Annotated in this window: 14 protein-coding genes and 1 pseudogene; 13 read left to right on the plus strand and 2 right to left on the minus strand. The window is 41.2% G+C overall.

The window, feature by feature from the left end; translation table 11 throughout:
• Window positions 1-297: 297 nt before the first annotated feature.
• The 3 genes and pseudogenes from OC25_RS10705 to OC25_RS10710 form a co-directional block, all read left to right on the plus strand.
• Window positions 298-1,134, plus strand: coding sequence for an AraC family transcriptional regulator (locus OC25_RS10705; RefSeq protein ID WP_039475568.1), 837 nt, complete (start codon window positions 298-300; stop codon window positions 1,132-1,134).
• Window positions 1,135-1,215: 81 nt separating this feature from the next.
• Window positions 1,216-1,446: a hypothetical protein gene (locus OC25_RS28370; RefSeq protein ID WP_245221959.1), complete on the plus strand. Its 231-nt coding sequence runs from the start codon at window positions 1,216-1,218 to the stop codon at window positions 1,444-1,446.
• A pseudogene (locus OC25_RS10710) lies at window positions 1,418-2,323 on the plus strand (agmatine deiminase family protein); the annotation flags it as partial. The gene OC25_RS28370 and the pseudogene OC25_RS10710, both read left to right, overlap by 29 nt.
• Before the next feature lie 330 nt (window positions 2,324-2,653).
• Here the strand turns inward: OC25_RS10710 and OC25_RS10715 are convergent.
• Window positions 2,654-3,394, minus strand: coding sequence for an SDR family oxidoreductase (locus OC25_RS10715; protein ID WP_039475571.1), 741 nt, complete (start codon window positions 3,392-3,394; stop codon window positions 2,654-2,656).
• 77 nt (window positions 3,395-3,471) lie between these two features.
• On the opposite strand from OC25_RS10715, the gene OC25_RS10720 reads away from it, so the two are divergent.
• Window positions 3,472-3,852 carry a winged helix-turn-helix transcriptional regulator gene (locus tag OC25_RS10720; protein WP_052266130.1) on the plus strand — a complete coding sequence of 127 codons (381 nt, stop codon included), beginning with the start codon at window positions 3,472-3,474 and terminating at the stop codon, window positions 3,850-3,852.
• Window positions 3,853-3,944: 92 nt separating this feature from the next.
• Here the strand turns inward: OC25_RS10720 and OC25_RS10725 are convergent, their stop codons facing one another.
• Window positions 3,945-4,340 (minus strand): DoxX family protein, encoded by a 396-nt coding sequence (locus tag OC25_RS10725; protein WP_039475575.1) that lies wholly within the window; start codon window positions 4,338-4,340, stop codon window positions 3,945-3,947.
• A gap of 550 nt (window positions 4,341-4,890) precedes the next feature.
• Between OC25_RS10725 and OC25_RS10730 the strand changes: the two genes are divergently transcribed.
• The 9 genes from OC25_RS10730 (at window position 4,891) to OC25_RS10775 (ending at window position 16,747) form a co-directional block, all read left to right on the plus strand.
• Window positions 4,891-5,475 (plus strand): hypothetical protein, encoded by a 585-nt coding sequence (locus OC25_RS10730; protein WP_052266131.1) that lies wholly within the window; start codon window positions 4,891-4,893, stop codon window positions 5,473-5,475.
• A 488-nt stretch (window positions 5,476-5,963) separates the two neighbouring features.
• Window positions 5,964-9,164, plus strand: a complete 3,201-nt coding sequence (locus OC25_RS10735; protein WP_039475582.1) for a SusC/RagA family TonB-linked outer membrane protein — start codon at window positions 5,964-5,966, stop codon at window positions 9,162-9,164.
• Window positions 9,165-9,190: 26 nt separating this feature from the next.
• Entirely contained in the window at window positions 9,191-10,747 is a 1,557-nt protein-coding gene (locus tag OC25_RS10740; protein WP_039475584.1) for a RagB/SusD family nutrient uptake outer membrane protein, read from the plus strand.
• A 562-nt stretch (window positions 10,748-11,309) separates the two neighbouring features.
• Window positions 11,310-12,332 carry a LacI family DNA-binding transcriptional regulator gene (locus tag OC25_RS10750; RefSeq protein ID WP_039475587.1) on the plus strand — a complete coding sequence of 341 codons (1,023 nt, stop codon included), beginning with the start codon at window positions 11,310-11,312 and terminating at the stop codon, window positions 12,330-12,332.
• 266 nt (window positions 12,333-12,598) lie between these two features.
• Entirely contained in the window at window positions 12,599-13,459 is an 861-nt protein-coding gene (locus OC25_RS26880; RefSeq protein ID WP_209435587.1) for a polysaccharide lyase, read from the plus strand.
• Window positions 13,460-13,713: 254 nt separating this feature from the next.
• A complete protein-coding gene (locus tag OC25_RS10760; RefSeq protein WP_039475589.1) occupies window positions 13,714-14,211 on the plus strand; it encodes a cupin domain-containing protein in 498 nt (165 codons plus the stop codon).
• Window positions 14,212-14,340: 129 nt separating this feature from the next.
• Window positions 14,341-15,069 carry an acyl-CoA desaturase gene (locus OC25_RS10765; protein WP_039475592.1) on the plus strand — a complete coding sequence of 243 codons (729 nt, stop codon included), beginning with the start codon at window positions 14,341-14,343 and terminating at the stop codon, window positions 15,067-15,069.
• Between the two features lie 459 nt (window positions 15,070-15,528).
• Window positions 15,529-15,858 carry a DUF1475 family protein gene (locus OC25_RS10770; RefSeq protein ID WP_082018576.1) on the plus strand — a complete coding sequence of 110 codons (330 nt, stop codon included), beginning with the start codon at window positions 15,529-15,531 and terminating at the stop codon, window positions 15,856-15,858.
• A gap of 79 nt (window positions 15,859-15,937) precedes the next feature.
• Complete coding sequence (locus tag OC25_RS10775; protein ID WP_082018577.1) at window positions 15,938-16,747, plus strand: DUF1295 domain-containing protein; 810 nt, start codon at window positions 15,938-15,940, stop codon at window positions 16,745-16,747.
• Window positions 16,748-16,794: the final 47 nt, after the last annotated feature.

The following is a 16,794-nucleotide window of genomic DNA, read 5'->3' on the forward strand; positions in this document are numbered from 1 at the left end:
CAATTTTAAAGCTATTTTGTTATTTAGGTATTGATATTTGTCAATGTATTCATTTAGTATACGCTTGATTTTGAATGCGATGTTATTTGCCTGTATGCAAATGGTGGTATTGTTAATGTTGAGTTAATATGGTATGGTTGATATTTCAGTTTACAAAAACATAGCTTAAGGTGTACAGGGCATAGGTAGTTAATTTTACCAGCCCAGGGTGCGCTAACAATTTCGTGCACAATCTGCCGTTTTACTTTTTTTACGATCCGTTTTTAAGTAAATTTCATTGATCAATCCATTCAAATAATGATAAATGCTGATGTTGCCAACCTGTATTGTGTTTACAATACCATCAACCTGATTGAGCAGCAGTACGATCAGCCCATTTCGATCAAAGCAATTGAAGCGGTTTCCAATTATTCTTACCGCAACATCCAGCGGATTTTTAAATACAGTTGCGGCGAAACCATAGGTGCTTACCAGCAAAGGCTGCGGGTAGAAAATGCTTATAAATTAATTCTATATACCAAAGAAAGTTTAACCACTATTGCTTTAAAGGTTGGCTTTGCCAATTTAGCTTCCTTTTCAAAAGCTTTTAAACAACATTTCGGCATTTCGCCCAAACTGGCCAAATCGGGCAAGGCACAATTGTTTAGCACCACAAATATTATCCCTGTGAAAGCCGAAGGCACACTTAAACCCGAAATTGTGTACCTGCCTCCGGTAAAGGTTTATTACAAAAGTACCTTTATCCAATATACCAATCACGAAATAGAGCTCTTGTGGAGCAATTTTGTGAAGCACAGCTTTCCGCTGCGCGAAACGGAATATTTTGGTATTATTGCCGACGAGCCTTTGATTAGAGATGAGCTGGCCTGTAAGTACGATGCCTGTGCTTCGCAACCTGCGGCCGATCAGAAACTGCCCTCCAAAATCATCATGGGAGGCCGCTATGCACAATTTCTTCACAAAGGAAAATATGACACCCTCGATGGTACCTACCAGAAAATTTATGCGGGCTGGATTTTAGATTGCGGACTCGAATTTTCGCAGAACCCCATTATCGAACGTTACATTAAACATGTGGATAATACCGAACGGGAAGAAGAGCAGCTAACAGCCATACTGTTGCCATTAAAATAAACTTGTCAATTTGAGACAAGTTTGCAGTTTTTTATACGGCTAGTTTTGCCCTATAAAAAAAGAATATTAATCATGAAAAAAATGGGAATTATACTGATGTTATTACCAGCAGTTTTATTATCGTGCACCGAAGGTGAAGTAGAAACCGTTACAAAACTAGCAGATAGCACGATTACTTATACCATGCCGGATGAATCGGCTCCACACGAAGGCACCTGGCTAATGGCCGCACCAGTACCAATATGGGGCGACTTACCGCAACAGGCTCGATGCCACCTGGGTTGCAATGGCAAAAGAACTGGCTTTAAGTGAAAAGGTGCATGTTATTGCGTATGATGAAACCGAGAAAAGCCGGATTATGGGCCTGCTTAAAATAGCTGATGTTCAATTGAATAACATCGATTTTAAAGTTTATCCGACAGACGATGTATGGGTGAGAGATAACGGCCCTATTTATGTAAAAGATAAAAATGGTCAGCTTTTTATTCAGGATTGGGGCTTTAACGGTTGGGGCGAAAAAGCCGCATACAGTAAGTGCAATGCTATACCATCAAAATTAGCAGCTGATCAGCAGATTAAACGAATAGATCTGAATTCGGTGATGATTAACGAGGGCGGAAGTGTTGAAGTAGATGGACAGGGTGTACTTATGGCTTGTAAAAGTTCTATTCTCAATAAAAACCGAAACAGGGGAATGACCCTGCAGGAAGCTGAAGCCATTTTTACCAAATATTTAGGCATCAGCAAATTTATCTGGCTCGAGGGCAAAGCAGGGCTCGATATTACCGATATGCATATAGACGGATTTGCAAGATTTGCCAACCCTTCTACCATTATTACCATGAATGCCGTTGATTTGGATTACTGGCAGGTACCTGCAGCTGATGTTGATAAATTATATGCTGCAACCGATAAAAAAGGAACTAATTATAACTTTGTAAAAGTTCCGCTGACTAAAAATGACGTGGTGACTACGTACGGTGAAAATTTAGGTAAGGCATCCTATATCAATTATTACATTGCCAACAATCGCGTTTTGGTGCCTAACTATAACGACCCGAACGATGCGGTAGCAAACGAAATCATTCAAAAACTATATCCGGGTAAAAAAGTGGTAGGGATAGATTGCCGTAACCTTTTTGCCAATGGCGGTATGGTGCATTGTGTTACGCAGCAGCAGCCAAGGTAAAATTCAGTTGTATCGGCATTGCGAGGAGGAACGACAGCCAGCCCCGCTTTCTCAGGGAAGCAATCTTACAAGTATGGGTTATAGCAACCGCATTAAGATTGCCTGCCTGCTGCAGGCAGGCTTCGTCGGCTGAAAAAGCCTCCTCGCAATGACGATCTTTAATAATTCTTTAACACTATCTTCATTTTCTTTTCCTGCTGATCTCTCATAATTACTACACTGGCATGCCCTTTCCATGGCAAAAAACAAATGCAAATAATGCCAGAAAGCATGTGGTGAGTCTTTTCGCCAAATTGTAGCTTTACCATAAGTTGGCAACTCCTGCTTCCATTATAAGCTCATGCCACCATCCATTACAATTTCGGCTCCGGTTATAAAGCTTGCTGCCTCGCCACAAAAATAAGCCACCATTTTAGCTACATCTTCAGCCTTACCGATTTGTTTTAGTGGTACCCGCTCTAATATCCACGCGTTAACCTGGCTCAGTTGCTCAGGTGTATAGCCTGCTTTATTCATAATTTCGGTTGCGGTTGGCCCCGGACTTACGCTGTTTACCCTGATTTTACGGGGTGCCAGTTCTGTAGCAGCAATGCGCATAACCGCATTTAAAGCCGATTTACCTGAAGAATAAATAGAGCTATTTGCAGCATTCATACTAGCGGTGTTCGATGATAGGAAAACAACAGAAGCGCCATCGTTTAGCAGGGGAATAAACCTGCTCAGGGTAAAATAGGCTCCTTTAAAATTTACGCCGATTACGTTATCGAATGCTGCCTCGGTTGCATTTTCTATCGTAGTATTTTCGAGCACACCCGCATTGATAAACAGGATATCAATTTTGTCAAATTGCTGCCCTACTGCAAAAGCCAATTGTTCTATATCATTTACACTACCCTGGTCTGCAATCATACCGGTAACACCAAGTGCAGCGGCAGCTTCCTCTACCGCAGTTTTTCTTCGGCCTGTAATAATTACTTCCGCACCCTGTGCTTTTAATTCTTTTGCGGTGGCATAACCGATGCCGCTATTGCCGCCTGTTACCAGTGCTATTTTTCCTTTTAAATGTTCCATAGAATTATTTTTTTGTTTGAACAAAATTAAAGCTATATTGGTATACTTTTGTAAGTAGTATAACGAAGTATACCAGTATGAACGACAAAGAACTACTCGAGAAATCGAACGAAATTTTATCCAATCCACGCAACCAGGACGAAGAAATACAGGCTTTGCAGGATACGCTGTACGTTTTAAGTGGTAAATGGAAAATCCCGATTATCAATTCCATTTGCAATGGAAATCGACGTTTTCGTGACATTGAACGGAGCATTCCGGGTATTACCACCCGTATGCTTTCTAAAGAGTTAAAGGAAATGAGCGCCAATCAACTCATCAAACGCACAGTGGTTGATGATACGCCCGTGATTATAGAATACTCACCAACGGATTACTGCCATTCTTTTGGTAGCATTATTCTCGAAATGATAAAATGGGGCAAAGCACACCGGCAACGCTTAAGAGAAAAGCCATAAATACAGGTTTTTGATCGTCTGTAAACACGAGAAAACCTGCACCGGTTAAAATCCAATGCAGGTTAAATAAATTTTGGGTGTAGTTAGTTTGCTTATTCTGCAACAGCTGGCGAATAAGTTGCTGCATAAATTTTGCGGAACATGATATAGGTTACCGATACCATAACAAAGGCTACAATGGCATCAACTGTTGCTGCGGCACCAATAACACTGAGTTTAGAAGAAAAAGCGAATATGATATCGAAAAATATCCCGGCAAATACCCATTCTTTCAAACGCAGTAAACGGTTTGGTGTTAAAAGAACCGCAATACCCAATAATTTGGCTACGCCAAGCACGTAAATAAAGTAGGCCGGGTAGCCCAGTTGTAGCGTGATATCCCACACAATAGGGTTTTTGGTGAGTTCAAAAATGCCACTTGCGCCAAACCATAAAGCTGTTAATGCAGCACCAATCCAGTAAATTCTTTTTGCAATTTTAAGTTTCATAATATTTCTTTTTTTAAGTTTCTGAAACAAAATTGCTTCAAAACAGCTCCCTAAACCAGCTATTCATACCCGAAATGGGCAATATTGAACCTGAGATGGACTGTTGGAAAGGTGAAGAAAAGAAAATGGATACAGACTAATAATTTTTTCTACCTTTGCAGTATTCCTAAAGGAGCAAACTTTTAATATCCAGGAATCATGACAGCGTATTTTTACATATCACCCCTTTCGCGCATTGCCTAACAGGCAGCAATTACTGTAGTTTTTGATTTTTGCGTATAACCCATTGGGTTACGTCTTTTTATGCTACTCATTGCATTTTGCTTTAGGCTTGAAAATGAAAGGTATATCCTTATCTAGGACGAACTGAGATCAAACACAAATCTTAAGAATTATTAAATGGAAGTCCGATGGACATACATGAATTGCCGTGCAGGCTTAGATCTGCACGGGCAAAAAAACGTCTCGTAAAAACAGATCGGGATAAACAATTAATTGGTTTGAGCAAAAGACGCAGCATACTCGGGCACAGCAAAGAGCATTGCCTTTGGTGGAACTTGAAAAACCATATCAAAAAGGCTGGAAGCGATATTTTGTATTGCGGGAAGATGTTAGAGCCAGCACACTTGCAGAATTTTACAACAATTTGCTGGCTAAAATAAATACTGTTGAATATCATTACGATAAAACTTTTAAAAAGAAAAAGAGGAGGAAAGGACGGTACGGCTACGAAATAAGAAAGCAAAACCTGCGTGAGCTATCCCCTTATTCATGGAACTGCAGCAGGCTTAATTTATCTGAGCAGGAAAAAGCCTGTTTTACACAAGTTGAAACTTTTGATATTAAAACACGACGGCAGGAAATTAAATATGTAATTACAGAGCCCTGGCGATATGTGCTAAAAATTGCACCGCACATGATCACCCATAAAAAGATGATAGACAGTGATATTGAACGCGAGCTGGATGACATTGCCCGTTATATTCGAAATTATGATTTGGCTCCGCGTATCGACCGTTTAATCAGGGGGAGAGGGTATAGCTATGCATGGCATACGAGTTTGATTAAATATGGGGCACGTACAAAAAGAATCCCACAATTTCAAATAGCAGACGACTATATAGATTTATACTAAGCCATCTTTGAATAATTTTCAGAAAATAATTATCATTTATTTTCTGAAAATTTCCTCCTTACGTTTAAAGCTAGCTTGGTTTAGTACCAACTATGATTTTGAACCAGATGTGCTTTTTGTCTTCAATCAAAATAAACTGACATTGTAAACCTAATCAGTCTGTATTTTATGGTTTACTTTTAGGTAACATTTATGTTGCATAAAGTAATTTTTGAATTTGTATCATAATGGTTAATATTGAGTTGATAAATCGTTTTATCAAAATAACCAGATATGATATGAGCCGGGTAAACTGCCTTTGTTTTGCAGTATAAACTGGTGTGAACAGATTTAATAGTTGTCTATAAATTTACATGACTGTATGTCTGCAACGCACAGGTTAACTGTTAGCCCATACCTTTTATTAGCTTGATTATAACCTTGATCAGATCATCTTTGGATAATAGCTAAAACGTTTTTTCAAACATCATTTACTAAACTAAAACCTAATGAAAATCAATCTACTAAAGATTACAGGGCTTTCTGTGCTTTTTTTGCTCAATGGCCCTGCCTTCTCCAGGCATCGGGATGCCGAGAAACCCATCAAACTTTCCATCAGTAAAATGCCTTCTGCTGAGGTACAAAACCGGAAGGTAATTACCGGTACTGTACTGGACGAAAAGAACCTGCCCATACCCGGCGTGGGGATTAAAAACCTTACCTCGGGCAAAGCAACTGTTACCAACGAAACGGGTAAGTTCAGCATCGAAGCAAACCCAGGCGAAGTACTGCGTTTCTCTTACGTGGGCTACGAAAACAAAGATGTAACAGTAGGTGCGGATAACAACCTTACCGTTAAACTGGGCGCAGCTGCTGATAACAAACTTGATGAGGTAGTGGTAATTGGATACGGTACCGTTAAAAAAACAGATTTAACAGGGTCTGTAGGCGTGGTAAAAGCCACCGAATTGCAGGAGCGTCCGGCTTCATCTTTAAACCAGGCCCTGGCAGGCAGGATTTCGGGGGTGCAGGTAAACACCAACTCGGGTCGTCCGGGTGGACAAACCAGCATTAAAATCAGGGGATTTAGCTCCATCAATACCAGTAATAACCCCTTGTATGTGGTTGATGGGGTAGCACTTCCGGTAGGTTCGCAAACGCAAAACAGTAATGCCATCGATTACATCAACCCTAGCGATATTGCATCGGTAGAGGTATTGAAAGATGCTTCGTCGACGGCCATATATGGTGCGCGTGGTGCCAATGGGGTAATTTTAATTACAACTAAAAAAGGTACGGCCAATGCGCAACGCGTTACTTACGATGCAGAATTTGGTATCAATACACTTGCTGCCCACCATGTAGAAATGCTCGATGCCTTTGAATATGTTAAAGTGCAGGATCTGGCCTACGAAAATATTAAAGTGTACGATCCGGTGGGTTGGGCAGCAGGAAACTATGCCTCTACACCTGTGCCAAAAGCTGCAAGGATTGCCTTGCCACAGTTTTTCGATAGCAACGGAAATCCACTGTACAATACCGACTGGTTAAAAGAATCAACTCAAAATAAACTGTCGCAAAACCACCAGCTGGGTTTTACAGGTGGCAACGAAAACAATACCTATGGTGTTTTTGCAGGCTATCGCGATGATCAGGGACTTTTACTAAACTCTTATTTAAAACGCTATTCGGGCAGGTTTAATTTCGATAGCAAAATAAAGCCCTGGTTAAAAGTAGGTGGTAACTTAAGCTACAACAACCAGGACGAAAATATTATAGACCAGGGAACCGGTGGCTTAAACTCGGTGCGTATGATTACCGAAGCCTTTCCTTTTTTGCCGGTTAAACTGCCTGATGGAAAATGGGGAGATAATAAACTGATCCCCTGGGCTGAAGGTGGTTCTAATCCCGTACATATCCTAACCGATAGAAAATTTGGTTTAATTACCCAAACTGCCCTCGGAAGTATTTATTCTTCCATCAGTTTTAGCAAAGACCTGGAGTTTCGTACCCAGTTGGGCGCCAATATTGTTACCAGAAATACCAACGAGTACAATGCCAAGCAACTGTATGGTATCTCCGACGGACAAAACGGAACCGCCAACATTACCGATGACCGCGAAACTTTCTGGTCGCTGGAGAATTATTTAACCTATAACAAACGTTTTGCCGAATCGCATGCCATTAATGCTTTATTGGGTATTTCGTGGCAGGCAACAAGTTTTTTCAGTAACACCAGTCATGCCGAAAATTTTGTAACCGACTTTTACGGCGATAATAACCTGGGCTCAGGCAGTAAATCTATTTCTGTGGGTTCGAGCAGAAACCGTTCGGCTTTTAACTCTTATTTCGGAAGGATTAATTATGCCTTTAAAGATAAATACCTGTTAACCGTTACCGGTAGGGTAGATGGTTCATCTAAATTTGGCGAGAACCACAAATTTGCCTTTTTCCCTTCGGCAGCGCTGGCCTGGAAAATTTCGGATGAAGAATTTTTAAAAGGCAATAAAACCATTTCCAATTTAAAATTCAGAACCAGTTATGGTTTAAGTGGTAACTCTGAGCTTCCTGCCTACCAGTCGTTAGCTACATTAGTGAATAACTTTGGTATTATTAACGATACCCGCGTAACTGGTATTGGTATCGGCCGCCTGGCAAACCCTGATTTAGTTTGGGAAAAAACCGCACAATATGATGCAGGTTTAGAGTTAGGCTTGTTTAACAACCGCATTAATTTAGAAGCCGATATATACTATCGTAAAACAACCGATATGTTGTTAGATGCCCCGGTTCCACGCACTACCGGTTATGCCGTAATCAGAAAAAATGTGGGTTCGATGCAGAACAAAGGTTTAGATCTGGGCATTAATACAGTAAATATCCAAACCGATAACTTTACCTGGAAAACAAGTTTCAACATTTCTTTAAACCGGAATAAAGTACTTGCTCTGGCTACACCAGATGATATTTTTGGTGTGGGTAACCCTAACTTTACCAATCAAACGGGTATTATCAGGGTTGGCGAGCCGGTTGGCTCATTCTGGGGGTTGGTACGTTTAGGTACCTGGAGCGAAGCCGAAAGGGCCGAAGCTGCTAAATATGTAAGTTACCGCGGTGGTAAAACTTTGCTTCCGGGTGATATTAAATACCTCGATGTAAACGGCGACCATGCCATTACCGATGCCGACCGTCAGATTATCGGAAACGGAGCACCTAAAGGCTGGGGCTCATTTTCGAACTCATTCCGCTATAAAAACTTAGATCTGATTGTCGAGCTGCAATACTCGTACGGTAACGATGTGCTGAATATGACCCACCACTCGGGAGAAGACAGACAGGTACAAGCCAACAGTTTTGCCAGTGTACTAAACGCCTGGACACCTCAAAACCAGGATACGCCTATTGCGGCAATCAGAGATCAGGCTGCGGGTTATGTAACCAACGTAGATACCCACTGGGTAGAAGATGGATCATTTATCCGGGGCAAAAACCTGTTGCTGGGCTATACTTTTAATAAATCGTTGGTAGAAAAATTGCGTTTAAGCAAACTGCGCGTATACACTTCAGTGCAGAATTTCTTCCTGGCTACCAAATATACCGGTAACGACCCTGAGGTAACCACTTATGGCAATGCCTTTGCACAAGGGCAAACATTTTTCGATTATCCAAAGCCAACCACTTTTACCGTGGGCTTAAACATTGGATTATAAACATTAATTAAAGAAAGGATATCAAAATGAAATTAAATATAAAAAACATTGCCGCCCTTTTGTTACTGGGTGGAGTGTTGGCAGGTACTGTGGGCTGTAAGAAATTTTTGGATGAGACCGACCCCACCAATCTTTCGCCAAGTAGTTTTTATACGCTGCCCGAGCATGCCGAAGCTGGTATAGCAGCTGTTTACTCAGAGCTTAGGTTTATTGGTAATGGTGCAGGTATTTTCTCTAACAACTGGCAGATGCTGGATGCGCCGACTGGAATACAATCTACCGAAACGGCACAAAATTCGGATTTAAATAACCTTTACTCGTTAATTTACGATGGTACCAACCTGCATGTTAACCAGAACTGGAATGGCTTTTATAAAGTAATTGCACAAGCCAACCTGGTGTTAGATAAAGTGCCGGGCATTAACCCGATGGATAATGCGCAGAAAAAACGGATTTTAGGCGAAGCAGCTTTTGTTAGGGCCTGGGCTTATTTTTACCTGGTACGTTTGTGGGGCGATGTACCTTTGATCGTAAAACCGATAAACAGTCCTAACGACCCTAATTTTGCTCCTTCCAGAACACCGCAGGAGCAGGTTTACAAACAAATTGTTGATGATTTGATTTTAGCCGAGGCCGCAGGATTGCCATACATGGATGCTACGGGTCGTGTATCAACCGCTGCTATTAAAACCGAACTCGCCAAAGTATACCTTACCATGGCCGGGCAACCACTTAACAAGGGAACAGCTTATTATAAACTCGCAGCCGATAAAGCCAAAGAAGTAATCGATTATTCAACTGCGAACCCAACTGCGCTGGGCTTGTTTCCAACTTATGCTGCCCTACACGATGCCAAAAACGACAATAAACTGGAGCATTTGTTCGGTGTTCAGTATAACGATGCGGCTGGCGCAGGTAATCCCCTGCAATCATCTTATTTGCCACTACACCAGCCATTGGTTTCTAAAATTGATGGAATTGGTACTGCTATTCCTACCGGCGATTTTTACACTTCGTATGAGGCAGGCGATTTGCGCGCAAAAAACAGGGAAGGTTATTTCTTTACCGATTACTATACCGATGGATTTAAAATGCCGTTGATTAACCGTGGCAAACCTTATATTTTTAAACACTTCGATATTGTTGCAAATGGAACATTGGGTACAGAAGGTACTAGCCGCAGCGACCTTAACATTCCGCAAATTCGTTATGCCGAAACGCTGCTAATTTATGCAGAAGCACAAAACAGGGCCGATGGTGCGCCTAATACGGCAGCTTATACCGCATTAAATGCCATCAGAAAAAGAGCACAACTTGGCGACCTTGCTGGTTTAACCCAGACTACTTTTGAAGAAGCCGTTTGGAGAGAACGCTGGCACGAACTGTGTTATGAAGGCATTCTTTGGTTTGATATGCTTCGTCTGCGCAAAGTTTACAACGAAAGCACCAATGGCTTTGATAATTTTGTTGGGCATGTGAATAAGAGCGTGAACCAGCCTTTGCAGACTAAAAACCTGCTTTTTCCAATACCTACTTCCGAAATCAGAAATAACCCGAACCTTACTCAAAATACGGGTTATTAACAAAATACTTTGGTTTGTTAGATGAGGGTGTCCCAAATTTTTTGGGCGCCCTTTTTTTGCTTACTAATGAGTAAAGTAATTTTAATGTTTGCCACGGAAACACTGCATTCACGGAATTTAAAAATATTACTGCTTCATCGCGAACGCGGTTTTATAAGGAAAGGAACCAATGCGGCATTCAGCATATGGAATAATGGACTGGGTTTAAAAGTCAAATACTTCCGTGTTTTATGCGTTTCTGTGGCTTATTGCTTTTTTACAATGATTTGTCGCTGCGCATGGTGGGAAGGTTTCATTGCCACAAGGATTTGTCGCCGCGTATGGTGGGAAGGTTTCATTGTAATTTACCGGATTTAGCTTTTTAACCAGGTGAATTTAAAATCATTTAGAAGCCCTTTCATAGCTTCAGCATTTAACCCTAAAATCATCCTTGACACAAAAAAACTGAAATTTATTACATCGTTGGAAATGGATGCAAAGGCCAGTTTCGGGCCTATTTCGGTACTGAACTTTTATCGCAGGCCGTGCGACTTTTATCTTAGCTGAAATCGCAGCGTGAGCTATGGAAAATAAACCGGTTACACTAAAACTGATCGCCAAAGAATTAAAATTGTCTATATCAACCGTTTCAAAATCTTTAAAAGATTACCCTCGTATTAAAGAGAGTACCAGGCAAAGGGTAAAAGAACTGGCTGCCAGGCTAAATTTTACACCCGATGTTTCGGCTTTAAGATTAAGAGACCGCAAATCGCGGATTATCGGGATTATTTTGCCCAACCTTTCCGATCATTTTTTTACACGGAGCATTTACGGTATGGAGCAGTTGGCTACCACGCATGGCTACAACATTATCATCAGCCAATCACACGATAATTACGAGATGGAGGTAATGGCTGCTGCGGCACTGTTGGGCTCGCGGGTTGATGGTTTAATTATAGCCATTTCCAAACAGACTTCCGATTTTACGCATCTGGATCAGTTCGAGAAAATTGGTGTTCCGGTGGTGTATTATACCCGTAACCCTAGTTTTAACCTCAATTGCCATAAAGTACTAAGCAATACCCATCAGGGCTGCTACATGGCTACCGAGTACCTCATTAACCGAGGGCATCAGAAAGTAGCTTATCTGGGCGGTCCAAAAATGGTTAATTTTAGTCACGATCGTTTTTCCGGATATATCAACGCCCTTAAAGACAATCACATTGCTTTTAATGCGGCGCATGTAGCCTATACCGATTTTGATGAGGAAAACAATTTACTGGCCATTAAAAACCTGTTTAACGATTATGAAAACAGTCCTACAGCTCTTGTTGCTTTTAAAGAGAAACTGCTTTTCGATACGCTCAGGTTTCTAAAATCTGTTGATCATCCGGCTTATCAATCTTTAGAGTGTATTGGTTTTGGCAACGATCCGATTATTGCCTACCTCAGCTCATCGCCAATTGCCTCTATCGAAGAAAATCCCGAATTGCTGGGCGAGCAGGCCGTAAGCCTGATCGTTAAACTCATTAATGGCGAAGTTGGAGTAAATGCCTACAAAAAGGTAATTGTAAACTGTAATCTCAAAGTGCATGAGGCAAGTTAAAGTGTTGTAATTTAGTTAGTTTTAAACAGGTTGAATGTGATAATTTCAATCGTTGTAACTGTAAATCAATTGCATTTTTATGTTTTTGGTTCGGGCGTCGTCTGTCTGGGTTTACTTTTATGGTTAAGTTAGTATAACAGATAATTACTAACCGAAAAACAGAAAGTATTTCTTACCCAAGCCATAACAAACTATCCAGGATAGGAGGTTATGATCCAAAAAACTAACCAAATTTAAATCTTAACTAAAAAAACATGAGTCAAAAAATGATTTTAAAACATTTTATTGCTTGTCTGTTGCTTGTACTTTCGGCAACATTAGGATGTAAAAAAAATGCAGCCACATCAACAGCAGAAAATAAGGAACCTGTAGCTTCAGCTCCAAAATCCGGAGCGGTAACCGAAGCTTACCCCAGTAATATCAATACCAGCTTTAACCATGCAGATGGATCCTATGCTTACAGCGAGGCAAGTGCCGATTTTGGTGGTGCCACCTTAACCGGCTGGAACGAAGACAGGGCCTATATTTCGGGTAACTGGGCCCGTGCTACCCTGGCACCAAATTCTGTTTCTAACGGATTAATAGCCGGCGCCGATATTTCTGATGGTTCGGCCTACGAAGCTACTTTTAAGGTACGTTTTCATAGCCAGTTCGATTGGAGCAGGGGTGGTAAAGTAGGTTTTGGCTTTCTCATTGGTGAAGGAAATACGGGTTGCGATATTGCTACCGATGGTAATGGCGGTAGTTTGCGCCTGATGTGGTACAATACAGGCAGCCGCGTGTTCTTTCAGCCTTATGTCTATCACCGCGATATGGCCGGTCCTTGCGGCGATACTTTTGGCAAATCTTACCCGGCTACCGGCAGCCTGGTTAAAGGCGAAACCTATACCGTTCATTTGTATGCCAAAAGCAATACCGGATCGACCAAAAACGGCTGGGTACAGGTAATCATTAACGATACCACGGTATTGGATCAAGCCATCCGCTGGACCACCAACGATGCTCAACGCTTAATTAACAGGCTATCTTTCCACAATTTCAGGGGTGGAAAAGATGTGGCCGTATGGGGCTCGAGCCAAACCAGTTATATCTATTTTGATGACCTTGTGGTGAATAAAATTCAGTAATACAGTCTAATCATCAATATTCAGCGCCTCATGGAATTTAATTTATTCCCTGAGGCTTTTTCTTTATTAGGAGGCTATCAACCAGATTTTGATCGCAGTAGAAATGTATGATTTTTGTTGTATCTAAAAAATAAAAAGCACGATAGGCCTTTTTTAATTTATTAGGCTTATTTTTGCGCCAATTATAAAAACGCATTGGCTGGTTGTTAATGCAGGTAAACCTCGACAATCATTAGAAAACAAATATTTTACCGATGACAAACGATAAAAAAGAAATATTCGAAAGTGTAGCACAACGTTTAAAAATTGAAGGTTTTAACGTAGTAAACCGCGATGAAACCCGTCCTTGGGGTGGTTTCTTTGTAATTGACGAAGCGCAGGCACAACAATTTGCCGATACCTATTTTGACGGATTGAACGTAGAAGACCTTAAAATTGGTGGTAAATTAAGCCCGAAAATTTTAATTGTTGCCCCAAACACACGTCTGTCGTGGCAATATCACCACCGCCGTGCCGAAATCTGGCAAGTGGTAACCGGTACAGTTGGTATCAAAACCAGCCAAACTGATGAAGAAGGCGAAGTAAAACAATACGGACCAAAAGATCAGATTAAATTACAACAAGGCGAACGCCACCGTTTAATTGGTTTGGAAGATTGGGGTGTAGTGGCTGAAATCTGGCAACATACCGATGCTGCAAACCCATCAGATGAAAGTGACATCGTTCGCGTTCAGGACGATTTCGGAAGATAAATTTTTTTAAGCCGTATCCATCTGCTAGTGATTGGTACGGCTTACTTATTCGCACATTACCAGTTGTCTATCTTTCCGCCCGAAAACTAAACGCCCTCAAACTTCGTTTATAAAGTATACACACCTTACATGACCATCCTTATATTCTTTCTTTGCCACTGGTTTTTATCATTATTTAGCCAAACCTTTTTCCTGCACCGCTACTCATCGCACAAGATGTTTAAAATGGAGCGTTTCTGGGAACGTTTTTTCTATCTGGTGTTATTAATCTCGCAAGGTTCATCATTTTTAAATCCAAGGGCTTATGCCATTCTTCACCGGATGCATCATGCCTATAGCGATACCGAGAAAGATCCACATTCACCACATTTTTTTAAGGATGTTTTCGGGATGATGATTGCCACAAAGAACATGTATATGAATTACCTGCATTTTAAAATACAACCAGAACCTGCATTTCAGGGGAATTACCCCGAATGGCCGCTGGTTGACCGCATTGGCGATTCATGGTTCTGGAGAATAGGTTGTGGATTATTTTATATCTGGTTTTATGTTGCTTTTGCCAACCACTGGTGGATGTTCCTCTTATTGCCAATCCATTTTTTAATGGGGCCATTGCACGGGGCAATTGTAAACTGGTGTGGCCACAAATACGGTTATTCAAACCACGATAACGAAGATCACAGTAAAAACTCTTTGCCATGGGATTTTCTCTTAATGGGCGAACTTTTCCAAAACAACCATCATAAAAAACCCAATAGTCCGAACTTTGCAACCAAATGGTGGGAATTCGATCCAACTTATCCGGTTATGAAAGTATTGCACTGGATGCGGATTATTAAGATCAGGAAGGTTTAATTGGAGCAGAAAGACTAAAGCTGAAAGACCAAAGCGGGAAAGACCGATGTCCGAAAGTCGGAGGTAGGAAGATTGAACGTTAAAGGATGGAAGATCAAATACCTGTCTTTTCAATATCTCCTTAAATGCCCTTAGTTGTCTTAGGTGGTAAATAAAAGATATCGCGGTAAGTCAGAGACCCTGAAATAAATCCGATAGCCATCGGATCAGGGTGACGGATTGAGCCTAAAACTTAAATGCCCTTAAATGTCTTAGGTGGTGGGTAAAAGTCGGAAGATTGAACGTTAAAAGGATGGAAGGTGGGAGATCAAATGCATGTCTTTTCAATATACCCTTATATGTGCTAAGGTGTCTTAGGTGGTAAATGAAAAGTGTGGGGGCCTAAACTTAAACATCCAAATCTTTATTGCAGGTTTAAACGTATATTAATCCAACAAGTTTTAAATTCATCCTGCATTCATGATTAATTTTCTCAAAATCGTTTTCTCTATCCTGCTGGTCTTCATGTGCTATAAAGTGATCAGTACTTCGCTCGAAAGTAACTTATTTGAGCAGTGGGATTTCCTGGGCAGCATTCCCTGGATGCGTGCCACCCTCTGGGATTTTTATGCCAATATCTTTATCATCACCCTGTGGATGTTCTACAAAGAAAAAAGCATTATTCTTAAAATCTCTATAACCATTTTGTTCGTATGTTTAGGTAGTATAGCAACCCTGGCTTATGTTTTAGTACATTTATTTAAACTAAAACCCGGCGAAGGTGTTAAAGAACTACTGGCAAAAAGGTAGAAGGCAAAAGGTATAAGACAAAAAGGCTGTACCTGGCTAAATACGCCCTACACCTTAAGCCTTAAACCCTAAACCTTGTATGGATTACAAACATCTACTCTTAATCGCCCTCTGCTCACTTATCGCCTGTTGTGGTATCATGGCCCTGGTTTGGCTTTGGGCAAAAAAAATCAAAAATGCAGGCGTGGTAGATGTGTTCTGGGCACTCAACTTTCCCGTAATCACACTCATCACTTTTTTCCTGTCGGAAGGCTTTGAACCGCGCAAAATTTTAAGCTGTGGCATGTTTTTACTTGCAGAGCTCCGTTTGGGCGTTCACTTGTGGCAGCGTGTTATTGGTCATTTAAGTGAAGAGGAGGGAAGGTACCAGCAACTCCGTAAAGAATGGGGCGATCAGGCCGAGCGCAATTTCTTGGTGTTTTTTCAGTTTCAGGCCATATCCAATGTCATTTTGGCCATTCCCTTTTTCATCATCACAGCCAATACCTCGCAATCCATGTCCTGGTTAGAATATATTGGCGCAGGTATTTGGGTAATCGCATTTTTTGGCGAAATGATTGCCGACAGGCAACTGGCCGAATTTAAAAAAGACCCGGGCAATAAAGGTAAAGTATGCGATACCGGATTATGGTATTACAGCCGCCATCCCAACTATTTTTTCGAATGGTTAACCTGGATAGCTTATTTCGTTTTTGCATTGGCATCGCCATGGGGCATAGTGGCGATCATCAGTCCCGCCATTATTTTATACCTCTTAACCCGGGTTACCGGTGTACCCAATAACGAAGAACAAAACCTGCGCAGCAAGCCGGTAGCTTATAAAAAATATCAGGATACAACCAGTGCTTTTTTCCCGTGGAGCAAAAAGGATAGTAGCGGTGCAAAGTAAAACGGATGATTGATAAATCCGTTCTCAGGTTTCCTACGTACATCAAC

Source organism: Pedobacter kyungheensis (assembly GCF_000812965.1).
Lineage (GTDB): Bacteria > Bacteroidota > Bacteroidia > Sphingobacteriales > Sphingobacteriaceae > Pedobacter > Pedobacter kyungheensis.

What these genes read in the sequence shown, in the direction of transcription:
- OC25_RS10765 (WP_039475592.1), top strand. Translation starts at nt 14,341, where the DNA reads ATGACCATCCTTATATTCTTTCTTTGCCACTGGTTTTTATCATTATTT.
- OC25_RS10775 (WP_082018577.1), top strand. Translation starts at nt 15,938, where the DNA reads ATGGATTACAAACATCTACTCTTAATCGCCCTCTGCTCACTTATCGCC.
- OC25_RS26880 (WP_209435587.1), top strand. Translation starts at nt 12,599, where the DNA reads ATGATTTTAAAACATTTTATTGCTTGTCTGTTGCTTGTACTTTCGGCA.
- OC25_RS10720 (WP_052266130.1), top strand. Translation starts at nt 3,472, where the DNA reads ATGAACGACAAAGAACTACTCGAGAAATCGAACGAAATTTTATCCAAT.
- OC25_RS28370 (WP_245221959.1), top strand. Translation starts at nt 1,216, where the DNA reads ATGGGAATTATACTGATGTTATTACCAGCAGTTTTATTATCGTGCACC.
- OC25_RS10750 (WP_039475587.1), top strand. Translation starts at nt 11,310, where the DNA reads ATGGAAAATAAACCGGTTACACTAAAACTGATCGCCAAAGAATTAAAA.
- OC25_RS10705 (WP_039475568.1), top strand. Translation starts at nt 298, where the DNA reads ATGATAAATGCTGATGTTGCCAACCTGTATTGTGTTTACAATACCATC.
- OC25_RS10725 (WP_039475575.1), bottom strand. Translation starts at nt 4,340, where the DNA reads ATGAAACTTAAAATTGCAAAAAGAATTTACTGGATTGGTGCTGCATTA.
- OC25_RS10735 (WP_039475582.1), top strand. Translation starts at nt 5,964, where the DNA reads ATGAAAATCAATCTACTAAAGATTACAGGGCTTTCTGTGCTTTTTTTG.
- OC25_RS10715 (WP_039475571.1), bottom strand. Translation starts at nt 3,394, where the DNA reads ATGGAACATTTAAAAGGAAAAATAGCACTGGTAACAGGCGGCAATAGC.
- OC25_RS10760 (WP_039475589.1), top strand. Translation starts at nt 13,714, where the DNA reads ATGACAAACGATAAAAAAGAAATATTCGAAAGTGTAGCACAACGTTTA.
- OC25_RS10740 (WP_039475584.1), top strand. Translation starts at nt 9,191, where the DNA reads ATGAAATTAAATATAAAAAACATTGCCGCCCTTTTGTTACTGGGTGGA.
- OC25_RS10770 (WP_082018576.1), top strand. Translation starts at nt 15,529, where the DNA reads ATGATTAATTTTCTCAAAATCGTTTTCTCTATCCTGCTGGTCTTCATG.